Annotated in this window: 14 protein-coding genes and 1 pseudogene; 10 read left to right on the top strand and 5 right to left on the bottom strand. The window is 63.8% G+C overall.

What is annotated here, in order from left to right:
- The 7 genes from H590_RS0112770 to H590_RS0112740 all read left to right on the top strand — a co-directional run.
- Positions 1-328 (top strand): ISL3 family transposase (locus H590_RS0112770; RefSeq protein ID WP_028703832.1); only part of this gene is annotated, 328 nt, incomplete at its 5' end.
- Between the two features lie 386 nt (positions 329-714).
- Positions 715-1440 (top strand): MgtC/SapB family protein, encoded by a 726-nt coding sequence (locus H590_RS0112765; protein WP_051238618.1) that lies wholly within the window; start codon positions 715-717, stop codon positions 1438-1440.
- Positions 1441-1692: 252 nt separating this feature from the next.
- The gene (locus H590_RS0112760; RefSeq protein ID WP_028703830.1) at positions 1693-2640 is read left to right on the top strand and encodes a carbohydrate ABC transporter permease; all 948 of its coding nucleotides are present in this window, start codon (positions 1693-1695) and stop codon (positions 2638-2640) included.
- The gene (locus H590_RS0112755) at positions 2640-3515 is read left to right on the top strand and encodes a carbohydrate ABC transporter permease (protein WP_028703829.1); all 876 of its coding nucleotides are present in this window, start codon (positions 2640-2642) and stop codon (positions 3513-3515) included. Before H590_RS0112760 ends, H590_RS0112755 begins: the two co-directional genes overlap by 1 nt.
- Before the next feature lie 61 nt (positions 3516-3576).
- The gene (locus tag H590_RS0112750; protein ID WP_028703828.1) at positions 3577-4971 is read left to right on the top strand and encodes an ABC transporter substrate-binding protein; all 1395 of its coding nucleotides are present in this window, start codon (positions 3577-3579) and stop codon (positions 4969-4971) included.
- 134 nt (positions 4972-5105) lie between these two features.
- Positions 5106-6398 (top strand): alkaline phosphatase family protein, encoded by a 1293-nt coding sequence (locus H590_RS0112745; protein WP_028703827.1) that lies wholly within the window; start codon positions 5106-5108, stop codon positions 6396-6398.
- A gap of 187 nt (positions 6399-6585) precedes the next feature.
- A complete protein-coding gene (locus H590_RS0112740) occupies positions 6586-9018 on the top strand; it encodes a glycoside hydrolase family 31 protein (protein ID WP_028703826.1) in 2433 nt (810 codons plus the stop codon).
- Positions 9019-9233: 215 nt separating this feature from the next.
- On the opposite strand, the gene H590_RS16740 is transcribed toward H590_RS0112740, so the two are convergent.
- The gene (locus H590_RS16740; protein ID WP_051238617.1) at positions 9234-9509 is read right to left on the bottom strand and encodes a TetR/AcrR family transcriptional regulator; all 276 of its coding nucleotides are present in this window, start codon (positions 9507-9509) and stop codon (positions 9234-9236) included.
- Positions 9510-9522: 13 nt separating this feature from the next.
- Here H590_RS16740 and H590_RS16735 point away from each other — a divergent pair.
- Positions 9523-10290: pseudogene (locus tag H590_RS16735) on the top strand (ISL3 family transposase); the annotation flags it as partial.
- 262 nt (positions 10291-10552) lie between these two features.
- On the opposite strand, the gene H590_RS0112725 reads toward H590_RS16735, so the two are convergent.
- Both H590_RS0112725 and H590_RS0112720 read right to left on the bottom strand, forming a co-directional pair.
- Positions 10553-11236, bottom strand: coding sequence for an MgtC/SapB family protein (locus H590_RS0112725; protein ID WP_028703825.1), 684 nt, complete (start codon positions 11234-11236; stop codon positions 10553-10555).
- A complete protein-coding gene (locus tag H590_RS0112720) occupies positions 11233-13461 on the bottom strand; it encodes an alpha-galactosidase (RefSeq protein WP_036982470.1) in 2229 nt (742 codons plus the stop codon). The genes H590_RS0112725 and H590_RS0112720 overlap by 4 nt, the downstream gene beginning before the upstream one ends.
- A 398-nt stretch (positions 13462-13859) precedes the next feature.
- Here H590_RS0112720 and H590_RS0112715 point away from each other — a divergent pair, with 398 nt between their 5' ends.
- Positions 13860-14882, top strand: coding sequence for a LacI family DNA-binding transcriptional regulator (locus tag H590_RS0112715; protein ID WP_028703823.1), 1023 nt, complete (start codon positions 13860-13862; stop codon positions 14880-14882).
- A gap of 16 nt (positions 14883-14898) precedes the next feature.
- Here H590_RS0112715 and H590_RS0112710 read toward each other — a convergent pair whose 3' ends face one another.
- Entirely contained in the window at positions 14899-15624 is a 726-nt protein-coding gene (locus tag H590_RS0112710; RefSeq protein WP_036982468.1) for a glycerophosphodiester phosphodiesterase family protein, read from the bottom strand.
- Positions 15625-15759: 135 nt separating this feature from the next.
- Positions 15760-16527, bottom strand: a complete 768-nt coding sequence (locus H590_RS0112705) for an extracellular solute-binding protein (RefSeq protein ID WP_028703821.1) — start codon at positions 16525-16527, stop codon at positions 15760-15762.
- Between the two features lie 31 nt (positions 16528-16558).
- Between H590_RS0112705 and H590_RS19225 the strand changes: the two genes are divergently transcribed.
- Entirely contained in the window at positions 16559-16702 is a 144-nt protein-coding gene (locus H590_RS19225) for a hypothetical protein (protein WP_232020969.1), read from the top strand.
- The last annotated feature ends 273 nt before the right edge of the window (positions 16703-16975 follow it).

Raw genomic sequence — 16975 nt, 5'->3', positions numbered from 1 at the left:
CCAGCGCATGATCGCCGCCTACCGCCACGAGAACCGGCGCCACGGCCGCGAGCTGATGGCCCGGCTCATCGACTCGATCAGCACCGGCGTCCCCAAGGCCCTGGTCGAGATCACCAAGCTCGGCAGGACGCTGAAGAAGCGCGCCGCCGACGTCCTGGCCTACTTCGACCGGCCCAGCACCTCCAACGGGCCCACCGAGGCGATCAACGGCAGGCTCGAGCACCTGCGCGGCTCGGCGCTGGGGTTCCGCAACCTGACCAACTACATCGCCAGATCCCTGCTCGAGACCGGCGGGTTCAGACCCCGACTACACCCTGGATTCGGATGAGCCGGATGTGGATGCCTGAGGTCTCGGATCACGGACCAGGCTCCTCGGGTGGGGGCACTACAGGTGGTGTCAACGGCTCATCCCTGCGCCCCAGTCCTGCCTCGTGGCAGCGCAATGCGGCGGCTGACTGCGCTCTGCAGTGGCCTGCGATCAGGCTCCAGGTCGGGTCTTGACTGCTGGCGATCTACACGCGTAGCCTGCAATTATAGCGATAAACGTCCGGCACACAGCTGACGCTCGGAGGTTTATCTCTGCTTGTGTGTCGGTGGTCAACTCTGCAGCAGGAGACCACCTAAATCGAGGTCCTACGGCAGGGCTGACGGAACCACAATGCGTCCAGCTTGACGGCTCCACGTAAGTACCAAGGAGAGTGAACAAAAGTGACGATGGGCCTGTTCGTTCTTGAGGTGAGACTTGGTCTTGGTCAGAGCTGGAATCAGCTGTGTGAGTTGACACTCGCACTTCTGCTGACGTCTCTTGTCGGACTTGAAAGAAATATGCGCGGCAAGGGTGCGGGTTTGCGTACCCAAAGTATTGTTGGTGTCGCCTCAGCATTATTTCTCCAGGTCGGGAAGTATGGATTCTTTGACCTTGTTCCCCTGATGGGTGGAGACATCCGGCTCGATCCATCGCGGGTGGCCTCCCAAGTCGTCTCCGGTGTCGGGTTCCTGGGCGCCGGATTGATCATGACGCAGCACAGCAGGGTGCGTGGTCTCACCACCGCGGCCTCCGTGTGGGAGTCCTCCGCGATCGGGATGGCCGCTGGTGCGGGGCTGTGGGTCCTGGCGGTCGCTGTCACCGCGATGCACTTTCTGATCACCTTCGGATTCAATGCGCTGGAACGCATCCTTCCCACTCGTGGTCGTGGTCTGATCCATCTGGACGTCACCTACTGCGATGGCTTGGGCCTACTGAGAACACTCCTGTCATCGATCACTAGGGCCGGGTGGGCAGTTGAGCGAGCCGTGCCGCGCTCTCGTCATGCTTCAGGAAGCGCCCGGCTGATTCTGGAACTGGAGGGACCACGCCAGACGGAGGCTCTGATGTCCGGCCTCGCTGACTTGGAGGGTGTCCTGTCGGTGGAGGTCCTCCCTGAGGTGGACATCGAGTGATGGGCATGAATGAACGCACTGCGAATCTCCAGTCATCAGCGGTTTCACATCAGCGACCAGATCTGAGGCCTCCCCAGAATCAACGCTCCGGTGATGCAGCAACCGCTGGGACTGACGGAGCCGGATCAATCGACGGCCCGTGGACAGTACAGCTCCCGGCGGGTGCCCACCAGCAGAAAACATCAACGGGAGTGCGGCCGAAATGCTGACGTCGCGGCTCAGCGGCCGGGTAATGAAAAGGGAGGTGCGCGCATGAGCGATGCATCAAAGGCGGAAGCACGAGTTCTCGCCGTCGTCGAGGCATCGGGTCAAGAGCTCCGAAGGCACAGAAAGTACGAGTGGAGGGAGATCGCGCTCTTCGCTGCGCTGATCCTTCCGAACATGATCCTCATCGTGGTCTTCGCCTACTGGCCGACCTTCTACAATCTCTTCCTCAGCTTCACCGACTGGGACTTCGTCCAACCGTCAGCCACCTTCGTTGGCCTCAGGAAATGGCAGGAGCTGTTCGAGTCGAGTGAGTTCTATACGGTCCTGTGGAACACTCTTGTATTCACTCTCTTCACCGTCGTCGGCACTCTCATTGCCGGTTTGGGAATCGCTCTCCTACTTGCCCAGAAGCTGCGCTTCTCCGCGGTCGTGCGCACCCTGACCTTTGCGCCTCATATGATTGCAGGCGCTGTCGTTGGAATTCTGTTCCTGTTCATGTTCGATCCTCAGTACGGCATAAGCAGAATGGTATTCGAATGGTTCGGGGCTTCCTCACCGCAATGGACGGCTACCTCGAAGTGGTCCCTATGGGCAATCATCATCGCCTATTCATGGCAGCGCATTGGATTCGTCACAATCATCTACTACGCGGCGATTCTGGACCTTCCCCACGACGTCATGGAGGCGGCAGACGTCGATGGGGCCCACGGTTGGCAGAAGTTCCGGCAGATGACGTTCCCTCTGCTGCGACCAGTGAACTACTTCATGCTCATTACCAGCATCATCGCTAGTACTCAGGCGTTCGACATCATCGCTACCCTGACCAGCGGTGGACCCGGCTACTCGTCATCGACGTTGACTTGGTCGATCTACAAGAAGGCCTTCCAGGAGTTCGATATTGGTTCCTCGGCAGCGCAGTCGATGGTGCTATTCGCCCTTCTTATGGTGGCGACGATCTTCCAGGTGAAGCTCAGTAACAGGAAGGACTCCTGATGACTCTCAACGCTGCGACTCTCAGCCGCGTCAAGTCCAGTAGAACCCGGCGCAGACTGTCACTGGGCCGGGTGATCATGTACATCTTGTTGGCCATCACCTTGATCACGTTCCTAGTGCCGATCTATTGGATGTTCTTGTCGGCTCTCAAACCTCAGGCAGATGTATACACCTGGCCGATAAAATGGTTTGTCTTCCATCCGACGATGGGAAACTTTACAGAGGCGATGCGCGCCGCCCCTTTCCTCCGATTCTTCTGGAACTCTGTCGTGACCAGTGTTGTTGGAACAGTGGTGGAGCTGATCTTCGCCGTGATGTGCGCCTACGCCTTTGTGTTCGTCAAGGCCCCTTTGAAGAACTTCATGTTCATGTTGGTGCTTGGCTCGATGATGCTTCCTGGTCATGTCACCCTGCTGGTGAACTACATCACTATCTCGCAGATGGATCTACTCAATACTTATGCAGGTATTATTCTGCCTTCTCTGGCGTCGTCGTTCATCATGTTCCTGCTCTATCAAGAGATGAGGACGGTGCCCACCGAGCTCATTGAGTCAGCAAGAATGGACGGAGCGGGACACCTCAGACGAATGGTCCAAGTTGTCCTGCCGATCTGTCAGCCAATGCTCGTTACCGCCGCTCTCATCACCTTCATGGGGAAGTGGAATTCCTACGTCTGGCCTTTGATCGTCACCAGCACCACTGACATGCAGACTCTTCCGATCGGTCTGAAGTTCCTGCAGAACGACGAGGGCGGGACCAACTGGGGAGCCGTGATGGCCGGTGCAGTGATGGCAGCCGCTCCGATGCTGATCCTATTCTTCGCAGCCCAGAAGAAGATCGTCGGCGGTTTGGCCGCAGGCGCCGTCAAGGGCTAAGACCGAAATCATGCCGTGCCGAAATTCAATACCGTTGAACAATCTGTCAAGGAGGACTCCCATGTTCGACTTCCTGCACACCAACACTAGCCGCAGGTCCATGCTGGAACTGATGGGTTTTGCCGGAGCGGCCAGCCTGGGCCTGTCCGGATGCGTCGGGGTCGGAGGAAACGATTCCGACACATCCACGAGCGGAGCACGCAAGGGATTTAGACAGGCCCCTGTGAAGGTTCCCGCCAAGTATAAGGGCCGGACGAAAGTTCTGTTCTGGGCGCCTTTCACCGGAATCAACTTCCAAGTGTTGTCCAGCCTGCTCACCAAGTTCAACGACTCGCAGAAAGACATATACGCTGGTGCCGAGTCGGTTGGCGGTTACGCGGACCTGGCGCAGAAGTTCACTGCAGCCCTCCAGGCCAAGGAGGTGCCCGACATCGTCTGTTTCCCGGAGCACCGATGGATTCAGTACTGGCAGGCCGAGGCTCTCGCCCCGCTGGACAAGTACTTCGACGACGACTGGTCCACCAAGGTCTACATGGAGCAGTTCGTCGCCGAGGGCCAAGCTCAGGGCAAGACGTTCCAGGTGCCCTTCGCCCGTTCGACCCCGTTGTTCTACTACAACAAGACCAGATTCAAGGAGGCGGGGCTGCCGGAGCAAGGCCCCGGGACCTGGCCTGAGTTCGCCGAGATGGCCGCCGACCTCGTCAGGCTCAAGGCCGCCGGCAAGGCATTGAAGGTCTTCCCCTTCAAGAACGACGACGAGTGGTACGGTCAGGCGCACATCTGGGCCTGGGGTGGCCGATTCTCCGAGGGCACCAAGGTTCTCGTCGACCAGGGCCCGATGCTGGAGTGGCTGACCTGGAAGAACAAGTTCATTCATCGGGACAACTTCGGTTACGTCGCAAAGTCTCCGGTGACCGATTTCACCACAGGCATCTCGGCGGCCACGCATGCGTCGACCGCTACGCTCGCCCAGATCCTCCACGATGCCAAGTTCGATGTGGGCACCCACTTCATGCTGGGCAAGGCCTCTCCCGGCCCGAAGGTACCGATCGGCGGGTCAGGCCTGGCTGTGGTCCGCGCGGAGTCGACGGACCGGCAGGATGCTGCTGCCAAGGTGCTCAGATTCATGGCCGAACCAGAGGTCTGCGCTACCTGGCACCTGGGTACCGGTTACCTGCCGATCGTGAAGAAAGCTGCCGAACTGTCGAATGTCCAGGCCAACGTCAAGAAGATCCCGAACTATGGAGTGGCGCTGGACCAAGTGAAGAACGCCAAGCAGTCCGACACCATTACCTGGTTCGACTCCCCAGTGGATGACATCAACCGCGCAATGGGACTGGTTTACGGCGACGGCAAGGATCCCAGGACCGTCGTCGCCGACCTGCAGAAGCAGCTTGACGCCAAGATGGCCAAGTACAAGGACACCATTTCAAATGTGATGGCCAAGGGCAACTGAGTCCGGAAGGTTCTCCATCCGAACACCGCGAGCCCTCGATGTCATGGCTCGCGGTGTTCGGAGCCGGCCCACATGGAGGTCGGCCGAGATCCGGGTTCTCGTCCAGTAGTTCAGTAGTCACGATCCGAGGTCACATGAATGCCCCAACACTGATCCTCATCTCGGTCGACGCAATGGAGGATGTCGACGAGGAGTATGCACGTACTCTGCCGTTCTTCCGGCGGATCCTCGACAATCCTGCTCGGGCTCAGATTCAAGCGGTCTATCCAACGTTGACCTATCCCAATCACACTGCCCAGATCACGGGCTGCCCGCCTGCTGTGACTGGCATATTCAACAATGTTCGAATGCAACCGGGGGTTGGTCATCCCGACTGGTTCTGGTGGTATCGGTTCATCCAGGTACCCACTCTGCTCGACCAGGCGTCTGCAGCCGGGATGAAGGTGGCCACGGTTCAGTGGCCCGTCACGGCTGGAGCTCCCTTTGACGTCGTCGTACCCGAGATCGGCAATGAGGGCCGTACCGGTGGCGTCGAGAAGACGATGCGGGCGGCCTGTTCGCCACGGGGATACGAGCTCTTCGAGCGTCACCGACATCGCATCGTTGAACAGCCCAAGCGCAACCACGGGGCGTTCGCTGCTTCGGTGGCCGCGGACGTGCTGCGGGAGGACTGCCCCGATCTGCTGCTGATCCACCTGGTCGAGTTGGATGCATCCCGTCACAGGTATGGCCCCCGTGGTCCCCACATTCGCGAGGCACTTCGAGTGATCGACAGTCGGCTCGGCACTGTCCTCGGCGCTCTCGAGGAGACGGGGGAGGTCGCGCGAAGCAACATCGTCATCGTCTCTGATCATGGCCAGCTCGATGTGGTCCAGCACACCAACCTGAACTCACTGCTGGCCCAGCGCGGTTTCCTGGAACTTGATGCCGCGGGGCATCTTGCGAGCTGGGACGCCTACCTGCACAGTTCCGGGTTGTCTGGTCAACTCTTCGTCTCCGAGACGATTCCGGCTCTGCGACGTCGAAAGCTGGAGGACCTCCTGGTTGAAATAGTCGAGGACCCGAAGTATCGGATTCGGAAGGTGTGGACGGCACGCGAGGCTCGCGACGCCTTCGGCCTAGACGGCCCATTCAGCTACGTCATCGAGTCCGATCCGGGTGTCATCGTCGGCGGGGCGCTCGATCGCCGAGTAGTGGTGCGTCGCACTGATTCTGATTTCAGCGGCAACCTCGGCAATCACGGCCACCACCCCGGTGCAGGCGCCCAGCCCGTTTTCCTCGCCACCGGGCCGGCATTCATCCCGGGGGCCGACGCCGGGCGGCATCAGATGACTGATGAAGCTCCCACTCTGGCTCAAGCAATGGGGTTGCAGTTGCCCGAGGCTCGCGGCACGTCCATGTCCGCCCTGCTGCGCCCGGGCCCCTGATCCGGGGCTGCTGCCTAGGGCCGCAGGCACTGATCATGACTGGTGGTGGGAAGGGCAACCCACGAGCAGTCGAGTGCACAGCATCATTTCCCCGGAGCCTGGGGCAGACCGGAGCCCAGTTGCAGCTCGGTTGCCAGGGCCGACGGGTCACAGCGATTTCCACGGCAAGATCCCCAGGAGTGAACTCATGAGACCAATCGAGGCTTCCACCGATGACAAGAACCCTCTGCTGCGGGGGGAGCACTATCGCATTACTCCGCTCACCGACCTCGTGGTGAGACTCGAGTGGTCCCCGTCGGGACGATTTGACGACCGCCCGACGACTTTCGCCATCCACCGCGACCTGCCCACCCCCCAGATCGATGTCCAGTCCACCGACACAGGCGTCCGGCTCGTCACTGGCCACTACGTTCTTGACTACGACCGGGGCCCCTTCACCACCAACGGGTTGAGCGTGGCAGTTCGCGGCGGTGTGACTGGCTATCGTTCGGTGTGGCGCTATGAACAGGACCTCTCCCTGCCGGCCGACCGCCAGTTGAGCTTCGAGGGGCGGCCCGGCCGCAGCCTCGACGGCAACTTGGGCGGGGCAGCGCGTACCCTCGATCTCGCAGACGGCCAGATTCCATTGGAGGGTGGCGTCAACAGCAGACTGGGTTACGCCGTTCTTGATGACTCGGACTCGATGGTGTTCGACGACCACGGCCATCTGTGTCCCCGGAACGCTGAGCCGGACTATCAGGACCTGTACATTTTCGCCGCCGGCCATGACCATGTCGCTGCAGTCCGGGACTTCTTCGCGATCTCTGGTTCGCAGCCGCTGCTGCCGCGGTTCGCGTTGGGCAACTGGTGGTCGCGCTACCACCGTTACGACGAGGCCGAGTACTTGGAGCTGATGGACCGGTTCGAGGCCGAGAAGGTTCCGTTCTCGGTTGCTGTCATCGATATGGACTGGCATCTGACCGATATCGACCCGACGTTCGGTTCGGGGTGGACCGGCTATACTTGGAACCGTAAACTGTTTCCCGATCCTGCGGAGTTCCAGGCGGAGCTTCACCGCCGCGGCCTCAGGGTGACGCTGAACGTCCACCCGGCCGACGGTGTGCGGGCCTTCGAGGACGCCTACGTCCCTCTGTGTCGTGCGATGGGTCGTGAGCCTAACGGTGCGCCGGTCAGTTTCGACGTGACCGACCAGCGCTTCATGGATGCCTACTTCGCCGTGCTGCACCGCGGCCTAGAAGATCTGGGCACCGACTTCTGGTGGATCGACTGGCAGTCGGGGCCCTACTCGAAGATCCCCGGGATGGACCCCCTGTGGGTGCTCAACCACGGCCACTACGTCGACTCGGCGACCCAGATGGACCGCGGCCTGATCTTCTCCCGCTACGCCGGGCCCGGCTCGCACCGCTACCCGGTCGGCTTCTCCGGGGATGCCATCATCACCTGGAAGTCGCTGGCCTTCCAGCCGCGATTCACCGCCGCCGGGGCCAATATCGGCTATGGCTGGTGGAGCCACGACATCGGCGGGCACATGGACGGATTCAAGGATGACGCGCTGGCGACCCGCTGGGTGGAGTTCGGCGTCTTCTCCCCGATCATGAGACTGCACTCTGGGAGCTCGAGATTCAGCGGAAAAGAGCCGTGGAAGGTCGCCGAGCCCGGGCGAGGGGCGATCATCGAGCATCTCCGGCTCCGGCACCGCATGCTGCCCTATCTCAATGCCATGAACCTGCGCGCCCACCGCGACGGCCGGTCCATCGTCGAGCCGGTCTACTATGAGGACCACTCGGCGCAGGCCTATCGGTACCTCGATGAGTACCTGTTCGGCTCCCAGCTCTTGGTCGCCCCGATCGTCGTTCCGAACGATCCCGTGTTGCAGATGGGGTGCTCCGATGTGTTTCTACCTCGAGGACGTTGGACGGACGTTTTCACGGGTCGGTCCTACGAGGGCGGGCAGGGCTATCGGATGTGGCGGGGTCTGGAGTCGATCCCGGTGCTGTTGCGGGCCGGTGGTTTCCTGCCGCTGGCGGCTCGCGGCGAGTCGTTGGATGTCCAGACGCTGTTCCCGCAGCTGGAGGTGCTGGTGGCCGCCGGGGCGTCGGGGCGTTTCGGTCTGGAGGAGGAGACCCCGGACGGGGAGTGGCAGAAGACCGTCTTCGAGCTGGACGCCGAGGCCGGGGCCCTGAGGATCACGCCGGCCGAGCATGATCTGGCCGACCGGAGGGAATGGACCATCACTCTGATTGGCTTTTCTCAAGAGGCGACTCGCACATTCGATATCGATGGTGCGCAGTTGCTGGATGTCGAGTGTATGGATCAGAGAGTCCGACTTCACCTACGCGGTGACGGGAGCGCGATCGTGATCCATTCCGGCCTGCTCTCCACCGTCGGACAGCCCGACCCGCTGGCGGCGGTGGAACAGTTGCTGGCAGATGCCCAGACCGGGTTCGTCCTCAAGGACAAGATCTACCATCTGGTCGCCGTGCATGGGGCTGGCGCGCTCAGTGCAGTCGCATCACTCGGCCGCTATCCGCTTGGTCACCTCGGTGAGGTGCACGACTACGACGCCGCGACCCCGGAACTCCTCTCAGCTCTCACGGAGATTCTTGAGGATGAGGCCTGACTGAATCGGGCAGGACGCTTGTCCCGTGCGGAGCGGCTTCGGGGCCATCGCTTCACGCCTCGTTGAGAACGCAGCCCAGCGGTTCCGCCAGGGGCACCTCCGGTGCATTGCGACGGGGTCGGTGACGAAGGACGGTCGTCGTGCAGATGGCGTGCTGTGCGCGAGGCTGCCACCGGGGCGATCCCCGTCGTTTGATGGACAGGGCAGAGAAGAGTTCACTCATGATCCGGATCCTGGAGGATCCGTCGCAGACTGTGCACGACCTGCGACATCGACGGATGGTTCGGGGCGAGCGCGCCATGGAGGGTGAGGCCCTCGATGTAGGCGTCGACGTCACGGGCGAGGTCGGGCGGGAGATGCTGTTCGAGGGCGGTCCGGCTGCGCTGTATCCACCGTTCAGCGATGTCGCGGAACTCCGGGCGCCGGGCGGCGATCGTGTACAGCTCGTGGTTGAGGACCAGATCGCCGGCGTCGTCGCGGATGCCGCTCATGATGACGCCGGCGATCGCAGCGATCATCGACCTCACCCCTGTCCGTGACGGCACTGGCCCCGCCCGGCTGCTCGACATGGTCGAGGGCCGCTCCAAGCAGGCGTTCAAGTCCTGGCTCGCCGACCGGCCGCAGTCGTGGCGCGACGCCGTGCAGGTCGTCGCGATGGACGGGTTCACCGGCTTCAAGACCGCCGCGGTCGAGGAGTTGCCCGACGTGGTCACCGTGATGGACCCCTTCCACGTCACCAGGCTCGCGGGCGAGGCACTGGACGTGTGCCGCCGTCGGGTCCAACAAGCCATCCACGGGCACCGCGGGATGAAGGGCGACCCGCTCTACTCGGCGCGACGCACGCTGTGCACTGGCGCCGACCTGCTCACAGACAAGCAGGCAACCCGACTCAGGTCCTTGTTCGCCGACGACAACCACGTCGAGGTCGAGGCGACCTGGGGCGTCTACCAGAGGATGATCGCTGCCTACCGGCACGAGGACCGAAGCCGTGGCCGTGAGCTGATGGCCAAGTTGATCGACGACCTCAGCGCCGGCGTGCCGACGGTCCTGGTCGAGATCACCAAGCTCGGCAGAACCCTGAAGAAGCGCGCCGACGACGTACTGGCCTACTTCGACCGGCCCGGCACCAGCAACGGCCCAACGGAGGCGATCAACGGCCGGCTCGAGCACCTGCGCGGCTCCGCGCTCGGGTTCCGCAACCTGACCAGCTACATCGCCAGATCGCTGCTCGAGACCGGCGGGTTCAGGCCGCAACCACACCCTCGATTGTGAAGAGCCCGGTATCGCGCGTGACAGCCACAGAATTCCTTCGCCACTTTTACGAGCACCGAGACCAGTGAAACGCAACGAAGAACTCTCGGCCACGTCAGCGTAGAGGCAGCTCCGCAGAGACCACCCACCTGGGCGACAAGACGGTCGCAGCAGAGTGGCTGACCGATCCGGTCATCCGAGGTGAGCGCCCGTACCGAGTTGTCGGTAGACGTGACTGCGTACGCGCGCACGTTCACAGGTGAGTGTGTTTGCGTGAACCCGGCTAGTCGAGATCGACTTCCGGCAACACCTCCACCGAGGAGACGCCGCCGATCTCGCTGAGACTCGATATGAGAGGTGCAGTGTCCTTGGCGCCCTCGAGCTCGAGTACCAGACGTGCCAGCTCATGCCCTGAGCGCCTGGGCTGGGAGCGTTGCACCGCCCATCCCGCCCTCGTGATGGTCGACAACAGCTCGCGGAGCAGGCCCTGGCCGTCCAGGTAGCTGATGTCCAGGTATGAGGGATCGCGGCCCTTGTTGGGTAGGCGTTCCTGCAACCAGTTGAACCCGAAGGTGATGACGAAGTGCAGCGCGGTGACGACGATGGCCAGCAGCCACAGCCCGGCTCCGGCGGCGGTCCCGATCGCGGCGCACTCCCACACCGAGGCAGCGGTCGTCAGTCCTCGCACCCGGCTGTGCTGAGTGATGATGAGTCCAGCGCCCAGGAAGCCGACTCCCGAGACGATCTGGGCCGCCACCCGGGACGGATCGAGGGTGACATTGGGCCCGAGCACGTCGAAGAATCCGTACTTGCTCACCATCAGGAAGATCGCGGAGGCGACTCCGACGATCGCCTGGGTGCGCATGCCGGCGCCCTTGCCGCGGATATTGCGCTCGAGCCCGACGAGCGAGGTGAGCACGAAGGCGAGCAGCAGCTCACCGATCTGTAGTGGTCCTTGTCCCATCATTGTTGTTCCACGTCCGCCTTGAGCATGAGCACCTGATCCGGATTGAGCAAGGGGGAGTGGACGCCGACATCCTCGAGGACCGCTCCCGGCACCACGATCCCGCCGGGCTCCGAGGCCCATGGCGGCAGCACGAGGCCTGCCGGTCCGCCGCCCACCAGGACGGTTCGGAGCCGGTAGCTCCGATCCCGGTCCAGCCCCGGAATGGGCATCATCCCCCTCGGTGACAACGGCGAGCGGTGACGCGTGACGAGTTGATAGAGGCCCTGTGACCGGTCCTGGGAGACGACGCCGTGCAACCAGATGGAACCATCGGCCACGTCCCGGCGGACGATATCTCCTGTGAAGAGTTGCTGGCGGTGCTGCTTGAAGAAGCTCACCCATTCAGCGAGCCGGGACATGTCCTCGTCGGTCGCTGAGAGGAGATCCCACTCGAAACCGAAGTGTCCCCACAGCGCCGTGCCGGCGCGGAAGGACAGGTCGGAGACCCGGCCGGTCGTGTGCGAGCGCGGCGAGGCGATGTGGGAACCGAGATACTCCAGTGCCGCCAGCTGTGAGGTCCAGCGGACAATGCTCTGGCGCTCGTGCGGGTCGATGCAGTCCGACGGCCAGACGCGCTGGACGTGGCACAGCATCTCCAGATCGATTCGTCCACCGCCTGAGGCGCAGGACTCGATCTCGAGTCCTGGGTGCCTGCTGCGCAGGGCGTCCATCAGTCGGTAGCAGGCCAGGGTCTGCTCGTGGACGGCGGCGGATCCGCCGGAAGTGGCGTCGCCGGACTCGATGAGATCTCTGTTGTGGTCCCATTTCAGATAGTCGATCGCATACTCGTCGATGAGTGTGTCCAGGCGGTCGCGCAGATGATCCCAGGCCTGCGGGATGGTGAGGTTCAGGACCTGCTGGTGGCGCCACTCGGTCGGCAGTTCGGAGCGAGCCCGCATGATCCAGTCGGGATGGGATCGGGCCAGGTCGGAGTCGACGCTGATCATCTCGGGTTCCACCCAGAGGCCGAACTGCATGCCGAGCGAGCGGACCCGATCGACCAGTGGGTGCAGGCCCTGGGGCCACACCTGCGGGTCGACGGTCCAGTCGCCCAGGCCGGCGCGGTCATTGCGACGACCCTTGAACCAGCCGTCGTCGAGCACGAAGCGCTCCACCCCGATCTGCGCCGCCCGTGCGGCGAGGTTCAGCAGCGTCTCGAGGTCGTGGTTGAAGTAGACCGCCTCCCAGACGTTGAGACTCACCGGCCGGTCGGCCCCGGGATGGCTGGGAAGGGTGCGCTCCCAGCGGTGCAGCTGGCGGGCCGCGGCGTCCAGCCCCTCGGCGTACTGCGCGTACACCCATGGGGAGGTGTAGGTCTGCCGGGCAGCGAGCCTCCCCTCGCCGGGGAGCAGCAGCTCGCCGCCGGCGATCACCTGGCGGCCCGTGCTGGTGCGCTCGAGCCAGGAGCGGGAGTTGCCCGAGTGGCCGACGTGCAGGCCCCAGAGGCTGCCGTGGGCGAAGTCGAAGCTCGGCTCTCCGCAGTACATCATCATGGCGGAGTCGAACCCGGGGCGTCCATGGCGGCTCTCGCGCAGATGACAGCCGACCTCCACCTGACGACGCTGAGGTGTGCGTTCCAGCCCCCAGCGGCCACTGAAGTCGAGAATCTCTGAGGCGCTGAGCGGCAGCGGGAGCGCGAATGAGAGTTCGTCGAGGAAGTACGTCTGATCGGCGGCGTCGCCCCGGGCTCCGGTGTTCAGCAGGGTGGCCCGCATCCGTAGCAGCCCCTGGGGAAGCAGCTCCATCGTGAGCGCGAGGTCAAGGCCTGCCTCGGCGTCCTGCAGGTGGTAGACGAGTCGCCCCGAACCGGCGCTGACGGCCTGCGATGCCTGGTGCTCCGCTGTGAGCAGGCGCGCACTCCCGGCATCGATCTCGAGGCCGGTGCAGCTGAGCCTGGGGGACCAGGCCGTGCCGTCGGCGCGGTGACCGACGAGGCCGGGGCGCCCCATCCATCCTCCTGATCCAAGAGGAATGACGCCGACTCGCGGCGAAGTGCTCAACTGGCCGCCCGAACTGGGCGCGCAGGACGCCGCTGCGAGAGCGCTCAGGGCCGACAGGGGCAGTGCTCCGAGATCTGGTCCCCAGTGAAGGATCATGGGCTGCTGGCCGAGGGTGGTGTCGATGATGAGTGACGAGCCCCCTGCGCGCAGGTGGGCGATCTGGGTCTGACGGGGGTCCAGTTTCACGGCCTCGGTGCTCCTTGCCTCATGGGGTTGGCAGCTGTCCCAGCACGGTCGGGAATCGAGTGGGCAGCCACTACTCTACTCAAGTAGATTGGGAGGCGTCGCCCTCAGATGACGTCGATCGTGCACGCATCGCCCGTGGTGGCCTCCACAGACCGGCCGACGCGGTCACTCTCGGCTCCCACATCAGGGCGTTTCAAGGGCCACCGATCCGCGTGACCATCGTGTCAGGATGTGGAGACCTGAAGGTAGCCCGATGATCCCGACGCGGCGGCGGCGCTCGAGGCGGCACCGATACAATCCTCGGTGATCGCGGGGTGCGGCCCGACGCGCTCGTCGCATGATTCCTCAGTGCGTCGAGTCCGGTTGCCGGAGTCCGTGTCCACAGCAAGGAGAGGCACGTGACCAGCGGGGAGAGCAGACCCACGACACGGGCGGATGTGGCCCGTCGGGCCGGGGTCTCGACCGCGGTCGTCAGCTATGTGGTCAACGACGGGCCGAGGCCGGTGGCCAGCCAGACTCGCAGACGAGTCCTGGAGGCCATCAGAGAGCTGGGATATCACCCCAATCCCTCGGCTCGCGCACTCAAGACCGGTTCAACCGGACTGATCGGGGTCGTCGTGCCCGAGATCCTCAATGCATACTTCAGCGAGTTCGTCGACGCCATCGACGTGGCCGCCCGGCGCCGAGCGAGCTCGATTCTGCTGAGCATCACCCATGAGGACGCGGGCACCGAGAAGGAGGTGGTCGCAAGCCTGGTCAACCGCGGCGTTGACAGTCTCATCTTTAACTGCCGTCTGGTGAACACCGAGCTCTACCAGGCCGGAGACCCTCGCATCCCCAGGGTGCTGCTCGACCGCTCCACACCGGTCGGAGAGATTCCCGCCTTCGGTGCCGATCTCGCGATGGGGGCACGGCTGGCCACCGAGCATCTGGTCGGTCACGGTCACACCAGGATCGGCTACGTCGGAGGGCCGCTGCCCGACGATCACGCGGACTTCCGTCGGGACGCCTGGCAGACGGTCCTGGAGGAGCGGGAACTGCCGTTGCTGTCGCCGGCGATCACGGCCTGGGATCGCAACGGCGGTCACCAGGGGGCTCAGGAGCTTCTCGACCGGCCCGAGCCGCCGACCGCGATCTTCGCGGCCTCGGACCAGATCGCGATCGGGGTGATGCACGCTCTGCACCAGCGCCGCCTGCGGATCCCCGACGACGTCGCGGTCGTGAGCCTGGACGGTACTGCTGAGACGGCCTACAGCTGGCCATCGCTGACCACCGTCCGACAGCCCTTCGAGGCGATGGCCGAGGCGGCGATAGCGGCGCTGACCGGGCCGCCGGAGCCAGGGACGCGGACGCTGTTTCCGATGACCCTCCAGGTGAGGGCGTCGTGCGGTTGCCACCAGGACCAGGAGAGCCTGGAGTAGCCCTCGTCGCTGCTGCTCAGAAGCCGATCATCTGGTCGGCGATGTCGGTGATGACGCCACAACCCCAGTTGCGGTACTTGTTCGCGGTGCCCAGGTCATTGATGGTCCAGACATTGACCCTGAGCCCGGCCGCCAGGTACTCGTCCACCGCCTGGTGAGTGGCCAGAGTGGTACTGGGATGGATCAGGGTGGCCCCGCACAGCTCGATGGTCGCCCGCCAGTTCGCACGCAGGTCCCGGCTGTCGGCCAGCAGGGCGAGGGCGAACCGGTCTGTGCGCCGGGACAACTCGGCCAGCTGCAGGGGGGCGAAGGAGGAGACGATCACCTCGATGCTGGGATCCAGACGATTCAGTTCGGTGATGGCCGCCTCGACCAGGGCGATCGCCTGCCGGCCGCCCTGCTGGTTGCCCTTGAGCTCCAGGTTGAGATTCATCGGATGGCCGTTGAGGAAGTCGACCAGCTGATGCAGGGTCGGTACCGGTTCCCCGGCGAACTCGGTGGAGAACCAGGAGCCGGCGTCCAGCTTCCCGAGGTCGGACGAGGTGAGGTCGTAGATCGAGCCGGGACGGTCGGTGGTCCGGTCGGTGGCGGCGTCATGCATGACGATCGGGGTGCCGTCGGCGATGACGTCGGTGTCGGTCTCGATCCACCGGACACCGGCGGAGTAGGCCTTCTCGAAGGCGGCGATGGTGTTCTCGGGGGCTTGGCGGTTGAGACCGCGGTGGGCGTGGACGTCTGTCATGGTTGATCGCTTTGCGGTTGAGGATGTGCTGATGAGCCGAAAGGTCTCCTCGGCGCCCTGAGAGAGGGGGCGCCGAGGAGACCGCGTGGCATCTATGGGTCGATGCCGGTGACCGGTGAGTTACTTCTTGACATTCTACTCGTAGTCGCCCTTGATGGTGGTCTGGGCCGCCGTCATGGTCTGCTTGACGTCCGCCTTGTCGACCAGGATCTTCATCAGGCTGGAGTCGAGGGTGCTGGCGCCGCCGGGCACCAGCACTCGCGCGTAGCTCTGCGGCCTGAGGCGCTTCAGGGAGTCGAGGACGGCCTGGAAGTCCGGATTGGCGGCAGTGAGCGAGGCGGTGTCGGCGTCGGTGCGCACCGGGACGTAGCCGGTGATCTTGGAGAAGTCGACGGTATTGGCCGAGCTCGTCAGGTAGTCGGCGAACATGGCCGCGGCGAGCTTCTTCGCGGGCGTGGTCTTGGCGTTGATGGCCAGACCTGCGCCGCCGGAGGGCACGATCTTCGTGTCACCGGTGAGCCCGGTGGGCAGCACGCCGACGCCGACATTGAACTTCGCGGCGCCCTTGATCCCCGAGATGCCACCGGAGGAGTTGATCATCTGCGCTATCGCGCCGGAGCCGAAGACCGTTGACGGGTCGCCGTTGAGCACCTGGGCCCATCCCTGCTTGACGGAGTCCTGGGCGAAGGTCAGGGAGGAGATGGTCTTGTCGCCGGTCATCGGCGAGAAGTCCCACTTGTTGCTCCAATCGCCGCCATTGGCCCACAGCAGACTGGTGACTTCCCAGGAGACGTATGAGGTGTCGCTGGCCCAGGTGAAGGGAATCTGCTTGGGATTGGCCGCCTTCAGCTTCTTGGAGTACTGCTCCACCTGATCCCAGGTGGCCGGCGCCTTGTCGGGCAACCCGGCCTTCTTGAACGCGTCCTTGTCGTAGATGAAGGCCGTCGAGCAGCTGGCGATCCGCGCCGTTCTGGAGCAGGATCGCGGGCTGGCCTTCGAGGCACTGGCCAAGCACCCTCTGGTGGGGTCGGTGGAGATCGCCGAGAAGCTGACCGAGGCATTCTGGCCGCAGCACTGATCGCCGACGCCGCTGGGATGATGACCGATGGGCCGCGGCCCCGGGCCGCGGTGCTGCAGGACTGGCCCGGCAGTCGGTGGACCGGCAGTCGGTGGACCATCACAGCCGACCCCCGGGTCAGCGCCCGCTCTTGCACCTCGATGAAGGAGATCCTGTGGAACTTCGAGCCATCCCTGCTGGCACGCCGAAGATGGCCTACTCGCTGGCCGTGCACGGCGGCGCCGGATCGCGCAGTCATGCGCTGACCGATGCGGAGGCCGCCGAGTACCACGC

The organism is Acidipropionibacterium jensenii DSM 20535, from assembly GCF_000425285.1.
Taxonomy (GTDB): Bacteria; Actinomycetota; Actinomycetes; order Propionibacteriales; family Propionibacteriaceae; genus Acidipropionibacterium; species Acidipropionibacterium jensenii.
The sequence above is the reverse complement of the archived record's forward strand: the minus strand, read 5'-3'. Positions and strand labels throughout refer to the sequence as shown.